Below are 23515 nucleotides of genomic sequence, written 5' to 3'. Positions count from 1 at the left end.
ACCGATCGACCCTACTCCTCATTCCGCATAGTTGACCGGGACCGCCTCGCCGGCCTTCAGGGTCTCCATCGAGATGAAAGCCGAGACGTCGAAGAGTTCGATACGGCGCACCAGTCGCCGGTAGACGACATCATACTGCTCGACCCGAGGAACGGCGATCTTCAGCAGGTAGTCATAGCTGCCTGTCAGCCGATGCGCCTCCACGACCTCCGGAATATCGCTGATTGCCCGACGGAAGGCTTCCGTCCAGTCTTCCGAATGGTGCGAGGTCTTCACCAGCGCGAAGACGGTGGTCGGCACGCCGACCCTGTCACGATCGAGGATCGCGACCCGCCGCGCGATATACCCGGCCTCCTCCAGCCGCTGGATGCGGCGCGAGCAGGCCGAAGGTGACAGCGAAACCAGATCGGCAAGCTCGGAAACTTGTATTGCCGCGTCATGCTGCAGTGCATCCAGAATCTTTCGATCACGTTCGTCCAGCATCTCCAACCTCGATTCGAGATAGTTCACGCACGCCGCGCGCGCGTTCAACGTTTCTTGCGCAATCCTGATGCATACATTAGCAGCCCGCCTCCGAAGTTTGCAATCCGGTTGCTCGGAATCGGCCGGATAATTCCGGCAAAGTCCAGCAAGGAAACGCGACCATGAAGACAATCGGCCTCATCGGCGGCATGAGCTTCGAAAGCTCGGCAGTCTACTATCGTCACATCAACGAGATGGTTCGCAACCGTCTGGGCGGCATCGCCTCGGCCGAAGTCCTGATGCACTCGGTCAACTTCGCCGAAATCGTCGGCTACCAGAAGGCCGGGCGCTGGGATCTCGCCGAAAACCGCCTGGCCGAATGCGCCCGCGGCCTCGAAAGGGCAGGCGCCGATTGCGTTCTGATCTGCACCAACACCATGCATCTCGTCGCGGATGCGGTGGCCGCGCGCGTCGATATTCCCCTCATCAACATCATCGACGAGACGGCCGCGGCGATCCGCACCGCGGGCTTCAAGCGCCCGCTCCTCCTTGCCACCCGCTACACGATGGAGCACGGCTTCTATACCGAGCGCATGCGCAAGCAGGGCCTCGACCCGATGGTGCCCGGCGAGGCGGACCGGCAGACCGTGCACGACGTCATCTTCGACGAACTCTGCGCCGGCAAGGTCAACGATGCCTCCCGCGAGGCCTATCTCGCGATCATCGACAAGGCGAAGGCGGCAGGTGCCGATTGCGTCATTCTCGGTTGCACCGAGATCTGCCTGCTGATCGACCCGGACCAGCTTTCGCTGCCCGGCTTTGATTCCACGCGGATTCACGCGGCCGCCGCCGTCGAATTCGCCATGTCCGAGGTCGAACCTGGCGAACAGTTAGTTGCCTGAGTCAACCAATTAGTTGCCAAAGTCTCATTTCTGTTTTATCCGGCATTCGAGGGAGAAAACGATGCCGGACAGACGAGACCTGACGACCATAGATGCCGTGCGTGCCTTCAACCGGTTCTACATCGACCGCATCGGCATTCTCGACCGCGCCTATCTCAAGGCGAACTGCACGCTGGCGGAAGCGCGCGTGATCTACGAACTCGGCGCCCGCGGGCGAGCCTCGGCCGCCGAGCTCGTCCGCGACCTGCACCTCGATCCCGCCTATCTCAGCCGCATCCTCAAGGCCTTCCGGACGAGAAGGCTGGTCGAGCAGACCCGCGACCCCGCCGACGGTCGCAGCCAAGTCATCACGCTGACGCCGGACGGCATGGCCGAATTCGAGGCTCTCGCAAATCTGTCCAGAGAACAGCTCGCAACCATGCTGGAGGAGCTCGGCCCCGCCGAGCGAGGAATGCTCGTCGAGGCGATGGCAACGGTGACCCGTCTGCTCGACGCCGACAGGCGCAACGCCGTCCCGCCCGTGCTGCGGCCGCACCGGCCAGGCGATCTCGGCTGGATCGTGCAGTCTCAGGCGGAGTTCTACACCCGCGAATTCGGCTGGAACGACCAGTTCGAGGCGCTCGTCAGCGATGTCGCCTCGAAGTTCCTGGCGAATTTCGATGCCGCGAAGGAGCGTTGCTGGATCGCCGAGCGACGCGGCGTCCGGATCGGCTCGGTTCTGGTGATGAACGGCGGCGACGGCGTCGCCAAGCTGCGACTGCTCTATGTCGACGAAGCCGCCCGCGGGCTCGGACTCGGACGCCTGCTGGTCGACCAGTGCATCGAGTTCGCACGCCGCAGCGGCTACCGTCGCATGACGCTATGGACCAACGACATTCTGCACGCGGCGAGGCACATCTACGTCAAGGCCGGGTTCACGCTCGAATCGGAGCAACGTCACACACTGTTCGGCCCGGAGCTGAACGGCCAGACCTGGACACTCGATCTCTAGCGCCGCCGGACTTCAGGCACCCTCGACGTCGAACCGCTGCCTTGCCTCACGCACGGTGAGGTAATTGTCCTCCGCCCATTGCAGCAGGCCCGTCAGCGCGCCGTAGAGCGAGCGCCCGAGGTCGGTCAGGCGATACTCGACGCTCGGCGGCTTCGTCGGAAACACGGTCCGGTGGACATAGCCGTCGCGCTGCAGGTCGCGCAGCGTCTGGGTGAGCATGCGCTGAGAGATATCTGGAACGAGCCGCCGCAACTCACCGAAACGATAGGGTTTTTCGGACAGCGTCGACAGGATGAGCGTCGACCATTTGCCGCCGATATGGTCGATGACCGTCCGCACCGGGCAGTTTTCCAAGGGAGAGTCTTCGCGCCCGAAACCGGACATCTTGGTTTTGAAATCGAAGCTCGCGACGGTCATGGTGGTTCCCTTTCGGTAACGTGGTCACGAAAAACTGCCTTCTTTACAAGCGCACGTCAATTCCCAAATTAGCGCTACTCTCATTTTGAGAGCGCAAAATCGCGGACGGTGTCGCCGTCCAAGCATCAAGGGAATTTACCATGAGCAAGATCCTCGTCAGCGGCGCCTCCGGTCATCTCGGCCGCCTCATCATCCAGAACCTTCTCGAGTCCGGCAAGGTCGCCCCCGCCGACATCGTCGCCGGTAGCCGCGATACGACGAAGCTCGCCGATCTGGCAGCGAAGGGCGTCGAAACCCGCCGCGTCGACTTCGACGACGCAAACCTCGCCGCCGCCTTCTCCGGCATCGACCGGCTGCTGGTCATCTCAACGGACGTGCTCGATCGGCCCGGTCACCGCATCGGCCAGCACCGCGCGGCCGTCGCCGCCGCCAAGGCCGCCGGCGTCGGGCGGATCTATTACACGTCGATGATCAACCCCGAGACCAGCCTCGTCAGCTTCGCGCCGGACCACGCCGGGACCGAGCAGGCGATCCGCGAAAGCGGCCTCGCCTACACCATCTTCCGCAACGCCTGGTACATGGAAAACCTCTTCATGAGCCTGCCCCATGCGCTGGCGTCCGGTAGCTGGTACACCTCGGCCGGCAAGGGTCGCAACGCGCATGCAGCCCGCGCCGACATCGCCGGCGCCATCGCCGGCGCGCTCGTGTCGGAGGCATCCGCGAACGCCGTCTACAATCTCACCGGTCCGGCCGCACTCACCACCGACGAAATCGCCGCCCTCGTGCGCGAGGTCACCGGCAAGTCGCTCGCCGTAGTCCACCTGACCGACGAACAGCTTGCGGGCGGAATGAAGGCAGCCGGAGTGCCCGAACCCTTCGTTCCGGTTCTCATCTCGTTCGATGCGAACGCCCGCGAAGGCGGCTTTGATGTCGCCACGAAGGATATCGAGACGCTTTCGGGCAAGGCGTCGCAGGACCTGAAAAGCTTCCTCGTGACCAACAAGGCAACACTTCTCGGCTGATCTTCGGCCTTGCGACGGGAAGGGAACGGGACGATCAAGCCGCCGTCTCAGACCTTCTGGCCGCAGGCATGGCGGAAACGGCGTACCGTTTCCGCCATGCCGTATTCCAGCGCATCGGCCGTCAGCCCGTGGCCGATCGAGACCTCGGCGAGCTGCGGGATGCGACGGGCGAGCGGCGGCAGGTTCGCGACCGTCAGGTCATGCCCCGCGTTGACGGCAAGGCCGTGGGCGATCGCCGCATCTGCGGTCCGCCCGAGAAGATCGATCTCCTTGGCCGCACGCTCCGGATCGTCGTAGCAGCCGCCGTAGGGGCCGGTATAGAGTTCCACCCGGTCTGCACCGGTCTGCGCGGCGAGCGCCATGGCTTCTGCATTGCCGTCGCCGTCGGCGAAGAGCGAAACGCGCATGCCCTTCCCTTTGAGGCGGCCGACGACATTCTTCAGAAAATCCTGCTGCCCGGCGAAATCCCAGCCATGGTCCGATGTCGCCTGGCTCGGATCGTCCGGCACCAGCGTCACCTGTTCCGGCTCGGTCGCCTCGCAGAGCGCCAGGAACTCCTCCGTCGGATAACCTTCGATGTTGAATTCGGCCTCGGGGAACTCGTCGTCGATCAGCGCCCGCAGGACCGGCAGATCGCTGAAGCGGATGTGACGCTGATCCGGACGCGGATGAACCGTAAGCCCGCTTGCGCCGGCAGCGAGGGCTATGCGCCCGAAACGGGCGAGATCCGGCCAGGGCAGATCCCGGCGGTTTCGCAGCATCGCGATGGCGTTCAGGTTGACGGAAAGCTTGGCGGGCATCGGCGCGGTTCCATGAGGGCGTGGGTCTTGCAGATCGTCATTTACGGCATCGCTCGAAAGAACGCCAACGACAAAAACACATGGCTTCATGTGAAGTCTTGATGGAAACCGCCCATGGCCGGTTGCAGCAGGCACAGCCAATTGCAATCTTCGATAGGGACGAGAAGTCGAAAAACGACCCATTCCGACCGGCGCGGTTGCAATTACCAAAGTTGGGCACCTGCAGAGGTTTACAACCTTCGCAGGAGGTCGTTAATCTGCACGTTTATTCAGGAAGCTCCATGTCCAAAAGCCTTGCGCCGCCGCGCCCGAAAGGCTTGATACGGATCATCGAGGGTCAAGCAGGAAAGACGTAGACGAGACGATGTAGACGCGAGAAAGCAAGGGGGACATCATGGCGGAACGGTTGCAGGAGGGCCCGCGACAGGGCAATCGATCACTGTCCTCTGGCGGCGGCGTTCCCGGCTACTTGCCGCAGATACCGCTTCCCGGCAACGTGCCGGCGGAGCCGGTCGCCATAGCCGACATGGCGAACATGTTCCGCATCACCCATCGCACGCTGCACTTCTATGAGGAGAAGGGTCTCATCAAGGCGGGGCGCATCGGCCTCATGCGTGTCTATACCCACGCCGACATCGCACGCATGGCGCTCATCAATGCGTGCCGGGAAATCGGCATGCCGGTCGCCGTCATCCAGGAGCTGATGGAGGAACTGGCAGCGGCAGGCTCGCAGGAGGACGCGAGCGCGATCTTTCAGCAGGCGCTCGTCGCCCGCAAGCGCGAACTCATCGCCGCGCTCTCGACCATTCGCCGCCAGATGCAGCAGATCATCGCCCTTCTCTTTCCCGACGGCGCAGCCGACCAGGCCTCCGTTGCCGACCTGGGCGACAGCGTCGAGCTTTCCGATCTGGAACGGCGTTGCCTGGAGCTGATAGCCGAGGGCTACACCCCAACGCGGATCGCCCGCACCCTCGATATGGCAGGTGAAGAGATCACGGCCATAGAGGCCACTATCATCCGCAAGTTCGACGCCAGCAATCGCTTCCAGGCCGTCGCCAAGGCAGTCCTGTCCGGGGTGATCGCCTCGTAACTCCTGCTGAGAGCCGTGCGGACAGGTTGCCGCATAGTTGACAATTGTCGTACCTGACAACTTTGTAACACGACTACAGGGTCGACTCCGACTATCACTGGTCCGTCGCCAACAACGATGGACAACGAAAATGCCCGCGCTTCTTTCCCGCTACGCCACGCCATTTACCACCGGTCTTTTTCTCATATCGCTCGTCTCCGGTGTTGCCCTCTTCTTTCACTTCGGCACGAGCGCGTTCCGGGAGATGCACGAACTGCTGAGCATGGTGCTGATAGCACCCTTCCTGCTGCACGTCTGGCGAAACTGGCGCCCCTTCGTCAGCTACTTCAAGCGTCCGCCGATGGCGATTGCGCTCGGCCTCTCGCTCGCCGCCGGGATCGCCTTTGCCTGGCCGGCGATGACCGGAACGACGAGCGTCAGCCCGCAGGTGGCAATGATCGAACTGGTGGTCGGAGGCACGCCGGCGCAGATCGCGCCGCTCTACGGCCAGACGGAGGAGGCCTTCGTCGCAACGCTCAAGGAAAAGGGTTTTGCCGCCGCGGAGGCCGGCAAGCCGCTGACCGAGATCGCCACCGCCTCCGGCAAGACGGAGCGTGATGTCGTGATGACGCTGACGACGCTAAAGCCGTAAAGTGCCTGAAACGCTCACCGCACGATGGTGAGCGTTTCCGCCGCGCGGGTGACCGCCGTATAGAGCCAGCGCTCGCGCGTATCGCGGAAGGCGAAACTCTCGTCGAAGAGAACGACATTGTTCCACTGCGAGCCCTGCGCCTTGTGCACCGTCAGCGCATAGCCGTAATCGAACTCGTCGTAACGCTTGCGGGTCGTCCAGGGAATTTCCGTCTCGATGTCCTCGAAGGCTGCCTTCAGGAGCTTGATCTTGGCCGCGCCCCGGTCCATGTCGTCGTCTTCGGGCTTGATCAGCAGGTTGATGCCGGGCTTTACGGTCTCGCGCGACGACGTCATGACCTGCCAGAGAGAACCGTTGAGCAGCCCCTTCACCTGGTCGTTGCGTAGGCAGACCAGCTTGTCGCCCGCCTGCGGGTACTCGGCGGTGAAGCCCTTCAGCTCCCGAAGCCGCTTGTTGTAGCGCCGCCGCGTGCGGTTGGTGCCGACCAGCACCTGATCGGCTTCGAGGACGAGATCCTGCGAGACCTCGTTCTTGGAAATCACCCTCGCCGTCCCGTAGTCGCCGTACATGATCTCCTTGCCCTCGCGGATGTGCATGGCAAGTTCGATGATCGGATTGTCACGGGCCTGGCGGTGGATGTCCGTCAGCAGGAAATCCGGCTCGTGATCGGTGAAGAAGCCGCCGCCCGATACCGGCGGCAGCTGGCCGGGGTCGCCGAGCACGAGGATCGGCGTTCCGAAGCTCATCAGGTCGCGGCCGAGCTGCTCGTCGACCATCGAGCACTCGTCGATGACGATCATCGCAGCTTTCGCCACCGGGCTCTGGCGATTGATCGCAAACATCGGCGAGATCGAGGTCTTGCCGGTCTCCTCGTCCTCGACCGCCTCCTCGCCGCGCGGCCTATAAATCAGCGAATGGATGGTCTTGGCGTTCGACGCACCACGCGAGCGCAGCACCTGCGCCGCCTTGCCGGTGAAGGCTGCAAACAGCACATCGCCTTCGACGTGTTCGGCAAAATGTTTCGCAAGCGTCGTCTTGCCGGTGCCGGCATAACCGAACAGGCGAAAAACCGGCTGCCTGCCCTCCTTCAGCCATTTCGAAACGGCTTTCAGGGCGTCGTCCTGCTGGGGTGCGAACTGCATGCGCCGTGCTTGGCAGGATTCGTACTGCCAATGCAAGCAAATTGCTCCCGCGCTCAACTGTCCGCGGGCCGATTCGGCAGCGCGGTAAGCCCGTAGTAGCGGCTGAGACCGATCCAGATCGCAGAAACCACCAGGAAAGACACTACTCCGTCGAGCAGGTAGTGCCAGCCCGTGTAGACGGAGCTTACGCCGATGACGGTCGCGTACACCCAGCCGATGACGGCCAGCCATCGATGATGACTCGTCAGGAACCATGCCGTCAGCACGGCCACCGCCACGTGCAGGCTGGGCATTGCCGATATACCGGAACCGAGTTGTGGTTGATTCTCACGGTAGCTCCACAGGAGAAAGTCCGCGTATTGACCGACGTAAACGATACCCGGATTTGCCCGCAAGGCGTCGGTGAGCTCGGCAAAGCGATTGCCCGCATAGAAGTCGTCATAGAAAATCGGACCGACGCACGAAAAGACCAACGCGAGGATCGAACCGAGACCCGCGTAAATCGCCAGTGCAGTCCACATAAAGCGCTTGAAACGTGCGCCCTCCTCGATGACCGCCGCAAAGGCATAACAGCAGATCAGCCCGACGAACCAGAATTTCGAATAGATGAAATCGACCACGCCCGCGACACGATCCGGAACTATCGCGTGGGCAAGCCTCCATGCGTCGACACCGAGAATTGTTCGCTCGAGGCCCGCTATGTATCCGTCTGCATAAAACGGAACCACGTTGGGGATATTCACCTTTATGGTGGAGAATGCCGACAGTCCGAAGACGAGCGCACCGAAGGCGGCAAAGACGACCAGGCCGCGTCTCCTTACATACGCGCGAAAGGACGACCAAGGCGATGCAGGCGTCCGTATGACGGAGACGAAGACCACAACCAGAATGGCGAACGAGAACGCCGTCGCGAGATGATGAACCTTGGCCGTCCAGAAATGTGCGTAGGTCTCAGGAAAGAAGACGATTGCGCATGCAACATAACCGGAGAACGCCACAAGAAGGCGTTGGGAACGGGCAGGTTTCAGCCATGCAACAAACGCTGCACTCACCCCTTCATTCGTCCGAACCGTCGTATCTGCCGACTGTTCAAGGCTCATAGAATACCCCCCTCTAAAGATGAACGTGCACAACGTCTGCAATCATAAGTGATATGGAAAATCTTAAAGGGAACTAAACCTGAGGTGGCAGAATTCACTAATGAACGCCCGCGTGCATAGAGGGAGCCGGCGAGCGAGAACCTGCCCCTTGCATCGGTCCCTCTCTTTTTTCGTCAAGCCGGGAATAAAACGCGCCGCTCCGGTGTCTTAGACATCAGGCACGGCCGATCCGGACGTGCCCGACAACCGCAGACTCGGAGGATCCCGCCATGAAATCCCGTCTCCTTCTTTCTCTCGCCATCGTAGCGCTCGCCGGTCCGGCCCTTGCGCAGGCGCCGGTCAAGACCGTCAAGACCGACAAGGGCGAGGTCGTCGCCGGAGACAACGGCATGACGCTCTACACGTTCCAGAACGACCAGAAAGGCGTCTCGAACTGCTATGACGACTGCGCCAAGAACTGGCCTCCCTTCCTCGCCGCTTCCGGTGCCAAGGCCGAAGGCGCATACTCGCTGGTGACCCGCAAGGATGGCGCAATGCAGTGGGCGAAGGACGGCATGCCGCTCTACTTCTGGGTCAAGGACATGAAGGAAGGCGATGCCACCGGCGACGGCGTGAAAGGCGTATGGGATGCCGCAAGGCCCTGACAGGGAGAATGCGACGCCGGGGAGCCCAGCCCCCGGCACCAGCCCTTTCGAAGAGGGCATGCTGGCGCTGCTGCCCGGCCTGCGGCGCTATTCGCGCAGCCTCACGCACTCGGATCCCGACGGCGAGGACCTGCTGCAGGACTGCGTGGAAACGGCGCTCGCCAAACGCGGGACGTGGCGTGGCGGCAGCCTGAAGGCCTGGGTCTACACGATCATGACCAATTTGCACCACAATCGCGGCCGCAATGCCCGCCGGTTTCCCGCCGTCGACATCGGCGAGGCAGAACACCTCGAAGCGCCGACGGCCGCGGCCGATCCGCTCGAGCGTGATCGCCTGCACGCCGCCCTCGACGGGCTTGCCCCGGAATATCGCTCCGTCCTGATGCTCGTCGTCGTCGAAGGCTACGCCTATCAGGAGGTCGCCGACATGCTCGGCGTTCCGATCGGAACGGTCATGTCGCGCCTCTCCCGCGCCCGTGAGCGGCTGTGGCTCGTACTGGCCGAACAGAATATCGTTACTCTCCGGAGACCAAAGTAATGCCCGATCCCGGCTCCATCGACGAAAAAGACCTGCACGCCTATGTCGACGGACAGCTCGACGCCGCGCGCAGCTGCGAGGTCGAAGCCTGGCTCGCGGCGCACCCGGACGACGCCGCCATGGTCGCCGACTGGCGGGCGCAGAACGACGGCATCCGTGCGCTCTTCTCCAATTACGCTCGCAGCGAGCCGGGCGATCCGGAACTCCTGCGGAAGCCGGAGACGAAGGCAGTGCGACGGCCACGCCCTTTCCCCCTCCGGCAGATGGCCGCATCCCTGGTCCTTCTCGGCGCCGGCATCGCGATCGGACAGGTGATGCCCTCTCTCCTGGGAAGAGCGCCCCTTTCGGTGCAGCAGACGGCTGCCGCCTTGCCGCAAGAGGCCCGCTCCGCCTTCCTGATCTATGCGAGCGATGTCCGCCATCCGGTGGAGGTCGGCGCCGACGAGCAGGAGCATCTTGCCGCCTGGCTCGGCAAGCGGCTCGATCATCCGCTCCGCATCCCCGATCTCTCCCGCTTCGGTTACCGCCTGGTCGGCGGCCGGCTGGTGCCTGTCGGCGGGAAGGCCGGCGCCATGCTGATGTACGAGGATGCCGGCGGTGAGCGCATCACCGTGCTCGCAGGGCGCAACGACGCCAACCGCACGACGAGCTTCCGTTACGCGACCGAAGGCACCATCGAGACCTTCTACTGGATAGACGGACCGGTCGGCTATGCGCTGAGCGGCGAAATCTCCCGCGAACGGCTCCGCGAGATCGCCGAGGAATGCTACCGGCAGTTCGAGGGGTAATCGGCCCAGCCCTGGTCTGACGGCATGCGTCTGACCTGCTAGTCTCGGCCATGCACATTCTGATTCTCGGCGGTACAGGTTTCATCGGTTCGGCGGTCATGCGACGGCTGGCCGGCGACGGACATGCGGTCACCGGGCTCGCCCGCACCGTCGCGCAAGCACGCGCCCGCTGGCCGCAGGGCCGGTGGATTGCCGCCGACCTGGCCGAACTCCAGACCGCGGAATCCTGGCAGCCGCACCTCGACGGTTTCGAAATCGTCGTCAATTGCGCCGGCGCGTTGCAGGACGGCCTCGCCGACGATCTCGCCGCCTCCCAGCAGAATGCCATGGTCGCGCTCTACGAAGCCGCGAAGACGAGCGGCATCCGCCGCATCGTGCAGATCTCCGCCCGGGTCGACGGCGGCGGCGCCGACCTGCCGTTTCTGGCGACCAAGCGCCGGGCCGATACGGCGCTCGCGGAAAGCGGCCTGTCGTTCGTCATCCTGCGGCCGGCGCTCGTCGTCGGGCGCAATGCCTTCGGCGGAACCGCCCTGCTGCGAGCGCTCGCCGCCTTCCCCTTCGTCCAGCCGCTCATCCACGCCGAAAGCCCGGTCGAGACGGTGGATGTCGAGGATGTGGCAGCCGCCGTCGCGCTCGCCGTCGAAGGCGCGATCCCTGCCGGCAGCGACCTCGAGCTCGCGGCACCGGAGCGGCTGACGCTTGCCGCGACACTCGCGCTGCATCGCCGCTGGCTCGGCCTCGCCCCCGCCCCGACGGTCGTCGTGCCGGCGATCCTCGGGCGAGCGGTTACGGCACTGGCCGACCTCGCCGGCCGTCTCGGCTGGCAGTCGCCGCTGCGATCGACCGCCATGACCGTGATGGAAGGCGGCGTCACCCGCCGCAATGACGGGGAACCGGCACCGTTCGCCATGCGGACGCTGGCCGAAACGCTTGCCGCCCAGCCGGCCGGCGTGCAGGACCTCTGGTTTGCTCGCCTCTATCTCTTGAAGGCGCCGGTGATCGTCACCCTGTCGCTCTTCTGGCTGCTCTCCGGCCTCGTGCCGCTTGCCGATGTCGAGCGCGCCGCAAGCCACCTCCTGCCGCTGTTGCCGCCGGCGGCCGCGACGGCTGCGACACTGCTTTCCTGCCTTCTCGACGTCACGCTCGGGATCTGCGTCCTCCTGCGTCCGCTCGCCCGCCGCGCCCTCCTCGGCATGCTCGCCGTCACCGCGCTCTACCTCGCCGCCGCATCCGTCGTGGAACCGGCCCTCTGGCTCGATCCGCTCGGCCCGCTGGTCAAGGTCCTGCCGTCGATCCTGCTCACCCTCACAAGCCTTGCCATCCTGGACAACCGCTGATGCCCGTCGACATTCTCCTCCGCTTCCTTCATGTCGTCGGTGCGACGGTGCTGCTCGGGACGGGCGCCGGCATCGCCTTCTTCATGGTGGTCGCGCAGCGCACACGCGATCCGGCGGTCATCGCCCACGTCGCCGGCACAGTCGTGCTTGCGGATACGGTCTTCACGGCAACCGCCGTGATCGTGCAGCCGATCACCGGATATCTGCTCGCCAAAACGATAGGCTGGCCGCTCACCGAGGGCTGGATCGTGATCGCGCTGGCACTCTATGTCGTCACCGGTCTTTTCTGGCTGCCGGTCGTCTGGATTCAGCTGAAGCTGCGCGATATCGCGCGTGCGGCGGCCGCGGCCGGCACGGCTCTGCCGCCGGCCTTCACATCGCTCTACAGGATCTGGTTCGCCTGCGGCTTCCCCGCCTTCTTCGCCGTCCTCGCGATCATCTGGCTGATGCTCGCGAGACCGTCGATCGCGTTATTTTAGCATCGGCCACAAACTCGCGACCAGCAGCACCGCCATGGTGATGTTGAACCACTTGAGCCTGACGGGATCGGACAACCAGCCCTTGAGCGCCGAGCCGAAGCCCACCCAAGCGGCCGTGCAGAAGATGCCGACCGACATGAAGGCGAGAAAGATCAGCGTGGAGTCGCGGATGTAGGAATTGGGGCTCTGATAGGCGGCGACCGCGCCGGCCGCCATGACCCAGGCCTTCGGGTTGACGAACTGGAAGAGAGCTGCCTGAACGAAACTGAACGGGCGCGCCTTACTGGCCGCCTCCCCCATCTGCCGCGTCATGGCGATGTGCCAGGCCATCCAGAGAAGATAACCGCCGCCCAGCACCTTGAGGCCGAGATAGAGCCGGGGTTCGGTCGACAGGATCGTCCCGACGCCGAGGCCGACGGCGAGGATCAGCGCTCCGAAGCCGAGCTCGATCCCGAGAATATGGGGAACCGTACGCCGGAAACCGAAGTTCACGCCCGAGGCAAGCAGCATCATATTGTTCGGCCCCGGCGTGATCGAGGTCGAGAAGGCAAACAGCATCAGCGCGATCAGCATTTCCGAGGTCATGACTATCCCCTTCGGAGACTTGTTTTTCGTCAGGTCAACATAGCTGACCCAATTTGTCGGTCCAGCGCGGAATTGTTGCAGTGACACACGAGCCCGACCCGATCCGGCAATGTCGGCTGCTTGCCGGTCCGACACCGCCTGCTATGCTCTACTGACAGATGCCAGAAGGAAGAAGCGATGCACGACCCCATCCCGACCGTCACCCTGCCCGGCGGCGTCTCCGTTCCCGCGCTGGGGCTCGGCACCTGGCAGATGGGCGAGATGAAGGCCCGCGCCAACGAAGAGATCGACAGCATGCGGCTCGGTCTCGACCTCGGCATGACGCTGATCGATACGGCCGAGATGTATGGCGAGGGCGGCGCCGAGCGCGTGGTCGGGATTGCCCTCGAAGACCGGCGCGACGATGTATTTCTGGTCAGCAAGGTCTATCCGTGGAATGCCAGCCGGTCCGGCACGATCGCCGCCTGCGAGAACAGCCTCAAGCGCCTCAAGACCGATCGTCTCGACCTCTATCTCCTGCACTGGCGCGGCGAACATCCGCTCGCCGATACGATCGCCGCCTTCGAGGAACTGAAGGCTGCCGGCAAGATCGGCGCCTGGGGCGTGTCGAATTTCGACGTTGCCGACATGGAGGAGCTTTACGCCCTGCCCGACGGCGTCAATTGTGCGGCCAACCAGGTGCTCTACAATCTCGGCCAACGGGGCATCGAATACGACCTGTTGCCCTGGTGCCGGGCTCATGATGTCGCGGTCATGGCCTACTCGCCGATCGAGCAGGGCCGACTGGCCCACCATCCGGAGCTGATCCATATCGCCAAGGCCTACCAGGCGACGCCCGCGCAGGTCGCCCTCGCATTTCTTCTGAGGCGCGAAGGCGTGATCGCCATCCCGAAATCAGCGAACCTCCGCCGTGTGCGCGAAAACCGCGACGCCGTCGATCTCCACGTGACCGAAGAAGACTGGGCGGCCCTCGATGCGGTCTTCCCCCGGCCTGAGCACAAGATGCCGCTGGCGATGAGCTGAGCGGTGCCCGAAAGCACGACGCTCTGCCGTGACGCTGTCGGGGACCCCATTCAACACGAATTACCGAATTAGGTTGTTAACTAACCGTCACCCACCCATCTGGAGGTGCTGGAGGGGATTGCCTGACGCCGCGATTCCGGAAATATCTGCGTCGATGCAAACAGGGCGACGGGACATGCAGAAGCGCGGCAAGAAGACGGCAGCGGCCAGCAGGGACGAAAAGCGGGAGCAGAAGATCTTTCAGGCGCTGGCAGCAGCACCGCGCCGGGCGATCCTGAGGCATCTCGCCGCCTCCAGCCTGACTGCCGGCGAGATCGCCTCGCACTTCACCATGGCGAAGCCGTCGATATCGCAGCACCTTGCGATCCTCGAAGGCGCCGGTCTCGTCTCCCGCGAAAAGCGCGGCCAGTTCGTCCACTACGCACTGGCGCAGAAGGTGCTGGAACCATGCCTTGCGGGATTTCTGCAGGACGTCGACATGACCGGGCGTGCGACCCCGGCGCCGCCCGAGGACGAGAAGCCGGCAGGACCCCGCGCAAGAGGCGCCGCGAGATCCGCTTCGACGGAGAAGGCCACGCCGACGGAACCCGAGGCGGACGCAGGACCTGCAGAGAAGCCGGCTCCGGCCCAGATGTCGATGTTCTAAAGCATGATAACGAAAAGTTGCAACCAGAGACACGGCGCAAGCGAAGCGCTCACGCACGCCCATAAAGCATGATCATTACAATACCGATGAATTTCTAATTTATAACCGTTGAAATAAAGTACATTTCCATATTCTCACGGAAAAATGTCGGGAAGTTACTGGTATTGGCGTCACACTTTAAGTTTGATTAAGGATAAAATTCTAAAGTCGTGCTTACCGCGGCAGATACCTTGAGCCGCGCCATGATCTTTGGAAAGCCGAAATGGGACTGCCGCTACTTCAAGAGACTCCTTCCTCCGAAGCACATCAGGTGGACATGCTCACAGCACTGCGAAGGGCAGCTGCCGGAGACTACAATTCCGTCGTGGAGGGTAGCGACGACGTCGCGGCCGCCCTCAACGGACTTCTCTCCCGGCTTGGAAGTCAGGCCGCCACCGTCCTTACGAGCGTCGTAGACACGTCCGTCGCCGTAAACGAGACCGTCGTCCAGGGGGCGAACCTGCTCTACGGCCTTCGCCGGGTAGACGACTACTCCCAGTCGATTGCCGCTGCAGCGGAACAGATGGCCGCAACCGTTGCCGAAATCGGCCGCAGCGGCGAGGAGATCTCGGCAAGCGCGCTCCAGGCGAACGAAAGCGTCGCGAAAGGCGCGACGGCACTCTCGACGGTCGAACAGGAGATCGGCAAGATCTCGGCGTCGGTCTCGGAAACCGGGGAGCGCCTCAGTGCCGTCCACGCCCTGACCGGCAATATCGCCACCATTGCCGACACCATCAAGAAGATCGCCGCACAGACCAACCTGCTCGCCATCAATGCCGCGGTGGAGGCCGCCCGCGCCGGCGACGCCGGCAAAGGATTTGCCGTCGTCGCAAACGAGGTGAAATCACTCTCGGACCGAACATCCGCGGCGACGCGGGAGATCGGCGAAATCGTGTCCCTTCTGACCGACGGCATGCAGAGTATGATGCAGGCGATGCAGGCAAACACCGCCTCCGTCGGAGCGGGCGCCACGGCTGTCGGGCAGCTTGGAACTGCGATGGGCGCAATCGACGGCAATATTTCCGCAGTGGTCCGAAACAGCCAGGACATCGCCATTGCGCTCGAACAGCAGAAGGAAGCCGCCGAGAGCGTTGCCGGCGGGGTCGCACGCATTGCGAGTCATGCCGGCAAGTCGAGCACTGCGCTGGAGACCGTCCTTGCCACCATGGACAAGGGTCAGGGTGCGGTGAACGTGCTCCTCGGCGTCGTCGCCGAGACGCAAGTGCCGAACAGGCTGGTGAAGCTTGCACAATCCGACCACGTCATCTGGAAGCGGCGGCTCGCCAACATGATCATCGGGCGCGAAGGTTTGCGGGCGAACGAACTCGCCGACCATCACCATTGCCGGCTGGGCAAGTGGTACGACCAAGTAGAGGACGTCCGGTTCAGGCGACATCCGGCCTTCGCCGCACTCGAGGCGCCGCACTGCAGGGTGCACCAGCAGGGAATCCAGGCAGTCGAATGCTTCAACAACGGCGACATCAGAGGGGCACTCGAACGGATATCGGCGGTCGAGACAGCCTCGCACGAGGTGCTCGATCTCCTCGGCAAACTGGAAATCGAATAACACCGGATCGCGGCACGCGAACGTCGCGCATACGGCAGGCCCCAGAAAGAAGACGGGCGGCACAAGGGCCGCCCGTCCAGTCGATCGGCAGAGATTGCCTCACATTCCCTGCGAACCGCGGTTCATCGCGGCAATCCCGGTGCGGCAGATCTCGTTCAGGCCGAGCGGCTTCATGATCGCCACGAACTGGTCGATCTTCGAGGATTTCCCGGTGATTTCGAAGATGAAGTGATCGACGGTCGCGTCCACCACCTTCGCCTGGAAGGCGTCGGCAAGACGCAGGGTCTCGGCGCGCATCTCGCCGGAACCGGTGATCTTCACCAGCGCCACCTCGCGTTCGATCGGCCGCTCCTGGCCGAGCTCGCGGGCACGTACCGTCAGGTCCACCACCCGATGGACGGGAACGATGCGCTCGAGCTGCGTCTTGATCTGCTCGAGCACGCTCGGCGTCCCGCGCGTGACGATGGTGATCCGCGAGAGGTGCGCCTCGTGCTCGGTTTCCGAGACGGTAAGGCTTTCGATATTGTAGCCGCGGCCGGAAAAGAGGCCGATGACGCGGGCAAGGACGCCCGGCTCGTTGTCGACGAGAACCGAAAGCGTATGGCTTTCGACACTCGCCGTTTCCGGGGCGATGAAGTAGGCGGAGCCCGTGGGCTGAAGGTGTGCGTTCATTGTAAACCCCTTGAAATCAAACGAGCTGGCGGCCCTTGGCGTCGATGGCGTTGGCGACCGCCTCATCGGTGGCCTCGTCGGGCAGCAGCATTTCGTTGTGTGCCTTGCCGGACGGGATCATCGGGAAGCAGTTGGCGAGATTGGCGACGCGGCAGTCGAAGATCACCGGCTTCTTGACGTTGATCATCTCCAGGATGGCGGCGTCCAGGTCGCCCGGCTTCTCGCAACGCAGGCCGACGGCGCCATAGGCCTCGGCGAGCTTCACGAAGTCCGGCATCGCCTCGGTATAGGAGTGCGACAGACGGTTGCCGTGCAGGAGCTGCTGCCACTGGCGGACCATGCCCATGTACTGGTTGTTGAGGATGAAGATCTTGGCCGGCGCCTCGTACTGAACGGCGCACGACATTTCCTGGATGCACATCTGGATCGAGGCGTCGCCGGCGATGTCGATGACGAGGCTTTCAGGATGGGCGATCTGCACACCGATTGCCGCCGGGAAGCCGTAACCCATGGTGCCGAGGCCGCCCGAGGTCATCCAGCGGTTCGGCTCCTCGAAGCCGAAGAACTGTGCCGCCCACATCTGGTGCTGGCCGACTTCGGTGGTGATGTAGGTGTCGCGGTCCTTGGTGAGCGCCGCAAGCCGCTCGATCGCGTATTGCGGCATGATGACGTCGCTCGACGGCGTGTAGGCGAAGCTGTTGCGCGCCCGCCAGCGGGCGATGCTGTCGCGCCATTCCGCCGTCTGACCGGCATCCGGTTTCTTCGGAAGCGCCCGCCACAGGCGGACCATGTCTTCCAGCACATGCCCGACATCGCCGGCGATCGGAACGTCGACCCGGACGTTCTTGTTGATGTTGGACGGATCGATGTCGATGTGGATTTTCTTGGAATTCGGCGAGAAGGCGTTGAGGCGGCCGGTGATGCGGTCGTCGAAACGGGCACCGATGCAGACCATGACGTCACAGTCGTGCATGGCCATGTTGGCCTCGTAGGAGCCGTGCATGCCGAGCATGCCGAGCCAGTTCTTGCCCGAGGCCGGATAGGCGCCAAGCCCCATCAACGTGGAGGTGATCGGAAAATCGGTGAGCGAGACCAGTTCGCGCAGCAGCTTGGAGGCTTCCGGACCGGAATTGATGACGCCACCGCCGCTGTAGATGATCGGGCGACGGGCGTTCGCCATCAGTTCGACGGCAGCCTGGATCGCACGGGCATCGCCCTGGACCTTCGGCTGATAGCTCTTCTGGATCCGGTGGGCCTCCGGCGGCGTGTAGGTGCCGGTCGCGAACTGGACATCCTTCGGAATATCGACGACGACCGGACCCGGACGACCGGTTCTCGCGATGCGGAAGGCTTCATGGATGATGCGGGCGAGATCGTTGACATCCTTGACCAGCCAGTTGTGCTTGGTGCACGGCCGGGTGATCCCGACGGTGTCGCATTCCTGGAAGGCGTCGGAGCCGATGAGCGGCGTCGGAACCTGTCCCGAAATGCAGACGATCGGGATCGAATCCATCAGCGCGTCCTGCAGCGGCGTAACCGCGTTGGTCGCGCCGGGACCGGACGTCACGAGCATGACGCCGACCTTGCCGGTCGAGCGGGCATAGCCTTCGGCCGCGTGGCCGGCTCCCTGCTCGTGGCGCACGAGGATGTGCTGGATATCGTCCTGCTGGAAGATCTCGTCATAGATCGGAAGCACGGCGCCGCCCGGATAGCCGAAGATGTGCTCAACTCCGTTGTCCTTCAGCGCCCTGATGACGATCTCCGCGCCGGTCATCTGATTGTCTGTACCCGTCATGCCTGTTTCCGTTTGCCTTCTGGATTTCTTGTCAGGGCTTTCACCCGGTTCTGGCCATAAAAAAAGGCCCCTTGAGGAGCCTGTCATCTAGCGCATGGGTGGCTGTCGCCGGATGGTTACACCATCCTGCCCATGCGCTTTCCCACCACGATAAGAACTGCCGAAATAGTCATGGCCGAGAGTGATAGACAGAAATTCAGACCCCGTCAACGCGCATTCGCCGCAAAAAGCGTCGTTGTGCTCGAAAGGACGGCACGCCTTGCGACCGTCAAGCCCTTACACGGCTTATTAAACCTCTCTTGCTACAAGTTGTCGTAGCAGGAGTTTATTATTGCGTAACAACGACCTCCATACGTCGGGCACGGCCGGCGAACAGGATCGCCGCGACCAGCAGCGGCCCGGCAACCGCATGCTGGGGCGCGTCGTCGCATGCAACGGATCGCGCGCGACCATCGCCGCCGTCGCCGAAGCGGGCGGCACCGAGCTCAGCGAACTCTGGTCGGTCGGCCGCCTGATCTCCATTTCCGTCGGCAGCAATCGCGTCGTCGCTCTGGTCTACTCCATGCAGACGGACACCAAGGCCTGGGGCGAGAACCTCGACAACACCTTCCTGATCGAGGTCGAGCTTCTCGGCGAGGTGCATGTCGGCATGAACGGCCGCGAGGAGTTCTCGACCGGTATCTCGCGCTACCCCTATCTCGGGGCGATCGCCCACCGCATCCGCACCGCCGACCTCTCGCGCATCTACGACACCGGCAAGAACGATGTCTGCGTGATCGGCAAGCTCACCCAGGACGAGAGCATCGATGCGACGATCCATGTCCCCTCGATGCTGTCGAAGCACTTCGCGGTGGTCGGCTCCACCGGCGTCGGCAAGTCGACCGCCGTGTCGCTGCTTCTGCGCCAGGCAATCAAGGCGGACCCGAAGCTGCGCGTGCTGATCCTCGATCCGCACAACGAATTCGCCGCCGCATTTCCCGAGCACGCCGTCGTCATCGACACGGAGACACTCGATCTTCCCTTCTGGCTGATGAAGCTCGAGGAGTTTGCCGAGGTCATCTTCCGCGGGCGCCCGCCGGTGCCCGACGAGCTCGACATTCTCCGCGACCTGATGCCCGAGGCAAAGCGCGCCTTCCGCGGCAGCGACACCGGGTTGATGCGCCGCGCCAACGAGAAGAGCTCGGTCACCGCCGACACGCCCGTGCCCTATCGCATCGCCGACCTTCTGGCCCTGATCGACGAACGCATCGGACGGCTCGAAGGCCGCGGCGAGAAGCCCTTCCTGCGGTCGCTGAAGATGCGGATCATGTCGGCGATCAACGATCCCCGCTACCACTTCATGTTCTCCAACAACACGATCAACGATACGATCCTGGAGACCATAGGACATATCTTCCGCATTCCCGGCGACGACCGGCCGATTTCGACCTTCCAGCTCGCCGGCATCCCCTCCGAGGTGGTGAACTCCGTCGCCTCGGTGCTCTGCCGCATGGCCTTCGAACTGGCGCTCTGGTCGAACGGCGCCGTTCACATGCTCGTCGTCTGCGAGGAAGCGCACCGCTACGTGCCGGCAGATCCCAATCTCGGCTTTTTCCCGACGCGCCAGGCAATCGCCCGGATCGCCAAGGAGGGCCGCAAATACGGCTGCTCGCTCGGCATCATCACCCAGCGACCCGGCGAACTCGACCAGACCATTCTCTCGCAATGCTCGACGCTGTTTGCGATGCGGCTTTCCAACGACCGCGACCAGGAGATCATCCGTTCGGCCATTCCCGATTCCTCGATCTCCACCACCAGCTTCATCTCCTCTATCGGCAACGGCGAAGCGATCGCCTTCGGCGAGGCGATCTCGGTGCCCATGCGCATGCGCTTCACCCGCGTCGAGCAGAACCACTTGCCGAAGGCGAACGGGGTCACCGTCAAGGGCTCCGACGAAACCCCGGACACGGTCGACCTGCGCAATGTCGTCAGCCGTATGCGCGCCGTATCCGGACCGGACATCTCCGCCTTCCAGCGCAGCTACGAGGCGGCCGAACAGCCAGCGTCGTTCGTGGACGACCTGCCGATGCCCGCAGACGTGCACCGTAGCGATCCCTTCGCAGCCTCCACGCCCTCCATGCTGCAGGACACGCCCTCCATCGAGCCCTACCGTCCGGACATGCTGCCCATGGGGAACGGCGCGGGGGACGAATTGCAGCCGCTGCGGCGCCGAACCGACTTGTACGAGCCCGCAGCGCCCCGCCACGAGTACCAATCCCGCCTTCAGCCCTCCGACAGGACGATCGAACCGCCGCAACCGGCTTCGAGCTTGCGCCGGGAGCCCGGCCTGTCGCTTCGCGAGAGCATCCTGAAGAAGCCTCTCTCCAGCCTCTACCGGAAGGACTGAGGCGGCCGAAGACAAAGACAGCGTCTCAGCCGATCCTCTCCCAACTCTCGTCCATCTGGTTTCGGAACCAGGTCATCTGACGCTTCGCATATTGCCGAGTGGCGGCAGACGCCCTTTCGATGACCTCCTCGCGGCTCATCTCGCCTTTCAGCATTGCGGCAATCTGTGACACGCCGATCGCCTTCATCACCGGCATTTCCGACGGCAGGTCGAGTGCCAGCAGCGCTTCGACCTCCTCGACTGCGCCGCTCTCGAGCATCGTCGAAAAGCGCCGGTCGATGCGAGAATAGAGAATATCCCGCTCCGGCAGCACGACGAGCTTCCGCGCTCGCCCGGGATCGACGACCATCGGCCCGGCCTTGCCCTGGAACTCGGAGATCGACCGGCCGGTCACCGTGACCACCTCGAGCGCCCGGAGAATCCTCTGCCCGTCCTGCGGATTGAGCTTCGCCGCCATTCCCGGATCGGCACGTTCGAGCAGCGCGTGCAGCGCGGCAGTTCCCACCTCCGCCAAGCGGCACCGCAAGTCCTCCCGAATTTCGGCCGGAATAGGCGGCATGTCGGAAAGCCCGCCGGTCAGCGCCTTGAAGTAGAGGCCGGTGCCGCCGACGATCACCGGAAGCGTCCCCTCGGCCTTGAGACGCGCGAGAAGCTCGCCCACCTCCCTCAGCCAGTCGCCGGTCGAATAGGCTGCGCCTGCCGGCACGTGGCCGTAGAGATGATGGGGGATGCCCTCCATCTCCTCCTCGGATGGTCGTGCCGTCAAGAGCCGCAGCGTATCGTAGACCTGCATGCTGTCGGCATTGACGACCACGCCACCGTGGCGTTTCGCCAGCTCAAGCGCCAGCGCGGACTTGCCGCTGGCGGTCGGCCCGGTTATCAGGATCGCGTCGATATCGTCCACAGGGTTCCTCATCATGGCCTTCGTTGCCACGCTTCTTGCCAATCCGTCAAATCCCGCCGTCACCCCGGCACTCACCGAAAAGGCTGCGGAAGCGGTCGGCGCCTCCGGCCTCTACTGGCTCGCCGACGGCGTCGCCTGCGACATCGTGCTGAAGGACGGCAGCGATCCGGTCGAAGCGAACGTCGATATCCGGGCAATCCTCGACACAGCTCCGGTCGACCTCGCGATCCAGGATGCCGACAGCCGGCGCAAGAAGTTCCTGATCGCCGACATGGATTCGACGATGATCGGGCAGGAATGCATCGACGAGCTCGCCGCCGAAGTCGGTTTGAAGGACAAGGTCGCGCAGATCACCGCGCGTGCCATGAACGGCGAAATCGCCTTTGAGCCGGCATTGCGCGAACGCGTGGCGCTCCTGAAAGGCCTGCCGATCTCCGTTGTCGACGAGGTGATCGAGAAGCACATCACGCTCACGGCCGGCGGACCGGAACTGATCGCCACCATGAAGGCGCGCGGCTTTCACACGGCGCTCGTCTCCGGCGGCTTCACGGTGTTCACCAACCCCATCGCCGACCGTCTCGGTTTTCACGAGAACCGCGCCAACATCCTGCTCGAGAAGGACGGCTACCTGACCGGCGAAGTGGCCGAGCCGATCCTCGGCAAGCAGGCCAAGGTCGACGCGCTGGTGGAGATCTGCGAGCGGCTCGGGATCACCCCGCACGACGCGATCGCCGTCGGCGACGGCGCCAACGACCTCGCCATGCTCGGTCTCGCCGGCAGCGGCGTCGCCCTGCACGCGAAGCCCGCAGTAGCGGCCCAGGCGAAGATCCGCCTCGATCACTGCGATCTCACCGCCCTTCTCTACCTGCAGGGCTATCGCAAGACCGACTTCATACTCCCCTGACAGACGGGAGCGCCATGATCATCACCGAAACGCCGCGGCTCATCATCCGCAACTGGAGGGACACCGACCGTGACCTCTTTCGCGAGATCAACGCCGACCCGAAGGTGATGGCATTCTTTCCGATGCGTCGCACCCATGCGGAGGCCGATGCGATGATGGACCTCGTTCGAGCGATGACCGAGGAGACCGGCTACGGCTTCTATGCGCTGGAGCTGAAGGAGAGCGCCGAGCCGATCGGCTTCTGCGGCCTTGCCGAAGCGAAGATCGCCCCTGTCCTCCCCGAAGGCACGGTCGAGATCGGCTGGCGGCTTGCCACACGCTTCTGGGGCAACGGCTACGTGACGGAGGCGGCCCGTGCGCTGCTGCGGTTCGCTTTCGAGGAAAAGACGCTCGACGAAGTCGTCTCCTTCGCCGTCGCAGCCAACATCCGCTCGCAGGCAGTCATGCAGCGGATCGGCATGAGGCGCGATGCAGCCGGCGATTTCGACCATCCGCGCGTCCCCGACACCCATCCGTACCTGAAGCGCCACGTGCTCTACCGGATCGGCAGAGGCGACGTCTGATCGTCCCGCAGACGCACCGTTGCACCGGCTTCAATTTCAGAAAACGGATTCGCCGCCAAAGGCTTGATGCCCAAAGTGCGATCACAGG

25 protein-coding genes are annotated in these 23515 nt (G+C 63.6%); 16 read left to right on the top strand and 9 right to left on the bottom strand.

Features of this window, described 5'->3' with window-relative positions:
• Positions 1–18: 18 nt before the first annotated feature.
• On the bottom strand, positions 19–483 hold the full coding sequence (locus tag DFR48_RS02305; protein ID WP_112688210.1) for an Lrp/AsnC family transcriptional regulator: 465 nt from the start codon (positions 481–483) through the stop codon (positions 19–21).
• Between the two features lie 161 nt (positions 484–644).
• On the opposite strand from DFR48_RS02305, the gene DFR48_RS02300 reads away from it, so the two are divergent.
• Positions 645–1364 (top strand): aspartate/glutamate racemase family protein, encoded by a 720-nt coding sequence (locus DFR48_RS02300; RefSeq protein WP_114361517.1) that lies wholly within the window; start codon positions 645–647, stop codon positions 1362–1364.
• A gap of 61 nt (positions 1365–1425) precedes the next feature.
• Positions 1426–2355: a bifunctional helix-turn-helix transcriptional regulator/GNAT family N-acetyltransferase gene (locus DFR48_RS02295; RefSeq protein ID WP_114361516.1), complete on the top strand. Its 930-nt coding sequence runs from the start codon at positions 1426–1428 to the stop codon at positions 2353–2355.
• 12 nt (positions 2356–2367) lie between these two features.
• Here the strand turns inward: DFR48_RS02295 and DFR48_RS02290 are convergent, their stop codons facing one another.
• Positions 2368–2772 carry a winged helix-turn-helix transcriptional regulator gene (locus DFR48_RS02290; RefSeq protein ID WP_114361515.1) on the bottom strand — a complete coding sequence of 135 codons (405 nt, stop codon included), beginning with the start codon at positions 2770–2772 and terminating at the stop codon, positions 2368–2370.
• Positions 2773–2912: 140 nt separating this feature from the next.
• Here DFR48_RS02290 and DFR48_RS02285 point away from each other — a divergent pair, with 140 nt between their 5' ends.
• The gene (locus DFR48_RS02285) at positions 2913–3794 is read left to right on the top strand and encodes an SDR family oxidoreductase (protein WP_114361514.1); all 882 of its coding nucleotides are present in this window, start codon (positions 2913–2915) and stop codon (positions 3792–3794) included.
• Positions 3795–3841: 47 nt separating this feature from the next.
• Here the strand turns inward: DFR48_RS02285 and DFR48_RS02280 are convergent, their stop codons facing one another.
• Positions 3842–4594, bottom strand: coding sequence for a pyridoxine 5'-phosphate synthase (locus DFR48_RS02280; protein ID WP_114361513.1), 753 nt, complete (start codon positions 4592–4594; stop codon positions 3842–3844).
• 394 nt (positions 4595–4988) lie between these two features.
• Here DFR48_RS02280 and DFR48_RS02275 point away from each other — a divergent pair, with 394 nt between their 5' ends.
• Complete coding sequence (locus DFR48_RS02275) at positions 4989–5684, top strand: MerR family transcriptional regulator (protein ID WP_114361512.1); 696 nt, start codon at positions 4989–4991, stop codon at positions 5682–5684.
• A 130-nt stretch (positions 5685–5814) separates the two neighbouring features.
• Positions 5815–6315 (top strand): DUF4405 domain-containing protein, encoded by a 501-nt coding sequence (locus tag DFR48_RS02270; protein ID WP_114361511.1) that lies wholly within the window; start codon positions 5815–5817, stop codon positions 6313–6315.
• A gap of 14 nt (positions 6316–6329) precedes the next feature.
• Here the strand turns inward: DFR48_RS02270 and DFR48_RS02265 are convergent, their stop codons facing one another.
• Positions 6330–7457, bottom strand: a complete 1128-nt coding sequence (locus DFR48_RS02265) for an ATP-dependent DNA helicase (RefSeq protein WP_114361510.1) — start codon at positions 7455–7457, stop codon at positions 6330–6332.
• Between the two features lie 53 nt (positions 7458–7510).
• A complete protein-coding gene (locus DFR48_RS02260) occupies positions 7511–8557 on the bottom strand; it encodes a phosphatase PAP2 family protein (protein ID WP_114361509.1) in 1047 nt (348 codons plus the stop codon).
• 269 nt (positions 8558–8826) lie between these two features.
• Here DFR48_RS02260 and DFR48_RS02255 point away from each other — a divergent pair, with 269 nt between their 5' ends.
• From DFR48_RS02255 to DFR48_RS02235, 5 genes are read left to right on the top strand one after another with little or no spacing between them, the layout of a single operon-like run.
• Complete coding sequence (locus DFR48_RS02255; protein ID WP_114361508.1) at positions 8827–9201, top strand: COG4315 family predicted lipoprotein; 375 nt, start codon at positions 8827–8829, stop codon at positions 9199–9201.
• On the top strand, positions 9185–9739 hold the full coding sequence (locus DFR48_RS02250) for an RNA polymerase sigma factor (RefSeq protein WP_114361507.1): 555 nt from the start codon (positions 9185–9187) through the stop codon (positions 9737–9739). The genes DFR48_RS02255 and DFR48_RS02250 overlap by 17 nt, the downstream gene beginning before the upstream one ends.
• Positions 9739–10527, top strand: a complete 789-nt coding sequence (locus DFR48_RS02245; protein WP_114361506.1) for an anti-sigma factor family protein — start codon at positions 9739–9741, stop codon at positions 10525–10527. The genes DFR48_RS02250 and DFR48_RS02245 overlap by 1 nt, the downstream gene beginning before the upstream one ends.
• A gap of 50 nt (positions 10528–10577) precedes the next feature.
• Positions 10578–11864, top strand: a complete 1287-nt coding sequence (locus DFR48_RS02240; RefSeq protein WP_114361505.1) for an SDR family oxidoreductase — start codon at positions 10578–10580, stop codon at positions 11862–11864.
• Positions 11864–12343: a DUF2269 family protein gene (locus tag DFR48_RS02235; RefSeq protein WP_114361504.1), complete on the top strand. Its 480-nt coding sequence runs from the start codon at positions 11864–11866 to the stop codon at positions 12341–12343. The genes DFR48_RS02240 and DFR48_RS02235 overlap by 1 nt, the downstream gene beginning before the upstream one ends.
• On the opposite strand, the gene DFR48_RS02230 is transcribed toward DFR48_RS02235, so the two are convergent.
• Positions 12335–12928 carry a LysE family translocator gene (locus tag DFR48_RS02230; RefSeq protein WP_114361503.1) on the bottom strand — a complete coding sequence of 198 codons (594 nt, stop codon included), beginning with the start codon at positions 12926–12928 and terminating at the stop codon, positions 12335–12337. The genes DFR48_RS02235 and DFR48_RS02230 overlap by 9 nt on opposite strands.
• Positions 12929–13105: 177 nt before the next feature.
• On the opposite strand from DFR48_RS02230, the gene DFR48_RS02225 reads away from it, so the two are divergent.
• The 3 genes from DFR48_RS02225 (at position 13106) to DFR48_RS02215 (ending at position 16203) form a co-directional block, all read left to right on the top strand.
• The gene (locus DFR48_RS02225) at positions 13106–13951 is read left to right on the top strand and encodes an aldo/keto reductase (protein WP_114361502.1); all 846 of its coding nucleotides are present in this window, start codon (positions 13106–13108) and stop codon (positions 13949–13951) included.
• A 175-nt stretch (positions 13952–14126) separates the two neighbouring features.
• Positions 14127–14597: a metalloregulator ArsR/SmtB family transcription factor gene (locus DFR48_RS22375; protein ID WP_114361501.1), complete on the top strand. Its 471-nt coding sequence runs from the start codon at positions 14127–14129 to the stop codon at positions 14595–14597.
• A 262-nt stretch (positions 14598–14859) separates the two neighbouring features.
• On the top strand, positions 14860–16203 hold the full coding sequence (locus DFR48_RS02215; RefSeq protein ID WP_114361500.1) for a methyl-accepting chemotaxis protein: 1344 nt from the start codon (positions 14860–14862) through the stop codon (positions 16201–16203).
• A gap of 99 nt (positions 16204–16302) precedes the next feature.
• Here the strand turns inward: DFR48_RS02215 and ilvN are convergent, their stop codons facing one another.
• Both ilvN and DFR48_RS02205 read right to left on the bottom strand, forming a co-directional pair.
• On the bottom strand, positions 16303–16875 hold the full coding sequence (gene ilvN, locus DFR48_RS02210) for an acetolactate synthase small subunit (RefSeq protein WP_114361499.1): 573 nt from the start codon (positions 16873–16875) through the stop codon (positions 16303–16305).
• A 16-nt stretch (positions 16876–16891) separates the two neighbouring features.
• A complete protein-coding gene (locus tag DFR48_RS02205; RefSeq protein WP_114361498.1) occupies positions 16892–18670 on the bottom strand; it encodes an acetolactate synthase 3 large subunit in 1779 nt (592 codons plus the stop codon).
• A gap of 331 nt (positions 18671–19001) precedes the next feature.
• Here DFR48_RS02205 and DFR48_RS02200 point away from each other — a divergent pair, with 331 nt between their 5' ends.
• Positions 19002–21056, top strand: coding sequence for an ATP-binding protein (locus DFR48_RS02200; RefSeq protein WP_114361497.1), 2055 nt, complete (start codon positions 19002–19004; stop codon positions 21054–21056).
• A 25-nt stretch (positions 21057–21081) separates the two neighbouring features.
• Here DFR48_RS02200 and miaA read toward each other — a convergent pair whose 3' ends face one another.
• A complete protein-coding gene (gene miaA, locus DFR48_RS02195) occupies positions 21082–21975 on the bottom strand; it encodes a tRNA (adenosine(37)-N6)-dimethylallyltransferase MiaA (protein WP_114361496.1) in 894 nt (297 codons plus the stop codon).
• Here miaA and serB point away from each other — a divergent pair.
• Together serB and DFR48_RS02185 are read left to right on the top strand one after the other, a co-directional pair.
• Entirely contained in the window at positions 21974–22864 is an 891-nt protein-coding gene (serB, locus tag DFR48_RS02190; protein ID WP_114361495.1) for a phosphoserine phosphatase SerB, read from the top strand. The genes miaA and serB overlap by 2 nt on opposite strands.
• 14 nt (positions 22865–22878) lie before the next feature.
• A complete protein-coding gene (locus DFR48_RS02185) occupies positions 22879–23427 on the top strand; it encodes a GNAT family N-acetyltransferase (protein WP_114361494.1) in 549 nt (182 codons plus the stop codon).
• The last annotated feature ends 88 nt before the right edge of the window (positions 23428–23515 follow it).

The organism is Ciceribacter lividus, assembly GCF_003337715.1.
Lineage (GTDB): Bacteria > Pseudomonadota > Alphaproteobacteria > Rhizobiales > Rhizobiaceae > Allorhizobium > Allorhizobium lividum.
Note: the sequence above shows the minus strand (reverse complement) of the source record. Positions and strands in the feature narration are given on the sequence as shown.

Coding starts and splice junctions, on each gene's coding strand:
- DFR48_RS02305 (WP_112688210.1), bottom strand. CDS start 483: ATGCTGGACGAACGTGATCGAAAGATTCTGGATGCACTGCAGCATGAC.
- DFR48_RS02300 (WP_114361517.1), top strand. CDS start 645: ATGAAGACAATCGGCCTCATCGGCGGCATGAGCTTCGAAAGCTCGGCA.
- DFR48_RS02295 (WP_114361516.1), top strand. CDS start 1,426: ATGCCGGACAGACGAGACCTGACGACCATAGATGCCGTGCGTGCCTTC.
- DFR48_RS02290 (WP_114361515.1), bottom strand. CDS start 2,772: ATGACCGTCGCGAGCTTCGATTTCAAAACCAAGATGTCCGGTTTCGGG.
- DFR48_RS02285 (WP_114361514.1), top strand. CDS start 2,913: ATGAGCAAGATCCTCGTCAGCGGCGCCTCCGGTCATCTCGGCCGCCTC.
- DFR48_RS02280 (WP_114361513.1), bottom strand. CDS start 4,594: ATGCCCGCCAAGCTTTCCGTCAACCTGAACGCCATCGCGATGCTGCGA.
- DFR48_RS02275 (WP_114361512.1), top strand. CDS start 4,989: ATGGCGGAACGGTTGCAGGAGGGCCCGCGACAGGGCAATCGATCACTG.
- DFR48_RS02270 (WP_114361511.1), top strand. CDS start 5,815: ATGCCCGCGCTTCTTTCCCGCTACGCCACGCCATTTACCACCGGTCTT.
- DFR48_RS02265 (WP_114361510.1), bottom strand. CDS start 7,457: ATGCAGTTCGCACCCCAGCAGGACGACGCCCTGAAAGCCGTTTCGAAA.
- DFR48_RS02260 (WP_114361509.1), bottom strand. CDS start 8,557: ATGAGCCTTGAACAGTCGGCAGATACGACGGTTCGGACGAATGAAGGG.
- DFR48_RS02255 (WP_114361508.1), top strand. CDS start 8,827: ATGAAATCCCGTCTCCTTCTTTCTCTCGCCATCGTAGCGCTCGCCGGT.
- DFR48_RS02250 (WP_114361507.1), top strand. CDS start 9,185: ATGCCGCAAGGCCCTGACAGGGAGAATGCGACGCCGGGGAGCCCAGCC.
- DFR48_RS02245 (WP_114361506.1), top strand. CDS start 9,739: ATGCCCGATCCCGGCTCCATCGACGAAAAAGACCTGCACGCCTATGTC.
- DFR48_RS02240 (WP_114361505.1), top strand. CDS start 10,578: ATGCACATTCTGATTCTCGGCGGTACAGGTTTCATCGGTTCGGCGGTC.
- DFR48_RS02235 (WP_114361504.1), top strand. CDS start 11,864: ATGCCCGTCGACATTCTCCTCCGCTTCCTTCATGTCGTCGGTGCGACG.
- DFR48_RS02230 (WP_114361503.1), bottom strand. CDS start 12,928: ATGACCTCGGAAATGCTGATCGCGCTGATGCTGTTTGCCTTCTCGACC.
- DFR48_RS02225 (WP_114361502.1), top strand. CDS start 13,106: ATGCACGACCCCATCCCGACCGTCACCCTGCCCGGCGGCGTCTCCGTT.
- DFR48_RS22375 (WP_114361501.1), top strand. CDS start 14,127: ATGCAGAAGCGCGGCAAGAAGACGGCAGCGGCCAGCAGGGACGAAAAG.
- DFR48_RS02215 (WP_114361500.1), top strand. CDS start 14,860: ATGGGACTGCCGCTACTTCAAGAGACTCCTTCCTCCGAAGCACATCAG.
- ilvN (WP_114361499.1), bottom strand. CDS start 16,875: ATGAACGCACACCTTCAGCCCACGGGCTCCGCCTACTTCATCGCCCCG.
- DFR48_RS02205 (WP_114361498.1), bottom strand. CDS start 18,670: ATGACGGGTACAGACAATCAGATGACCGGCGCGGAGATCGTCATCAGG.
- serB (WP_114361495.1), top strand. CDS start 21,974: ATGGCCTTCGTTGCCACGCTTCTTGCCAATCCGTCAAATCCCGCCGTC.
- miaA (WP_114361496.1), bottom strand. CDS start 21,975: ATGATGAGGAACCCTGTGGACGATATCGACGCGATCCTGATAACCGGG.
- DFR48_RS02185 (WP_114361494.1), top strand. CDS start 22,879: ATGATCATCACCGAAACGCCGCGGCTCATCATCCGCAACTGGAGGGAC.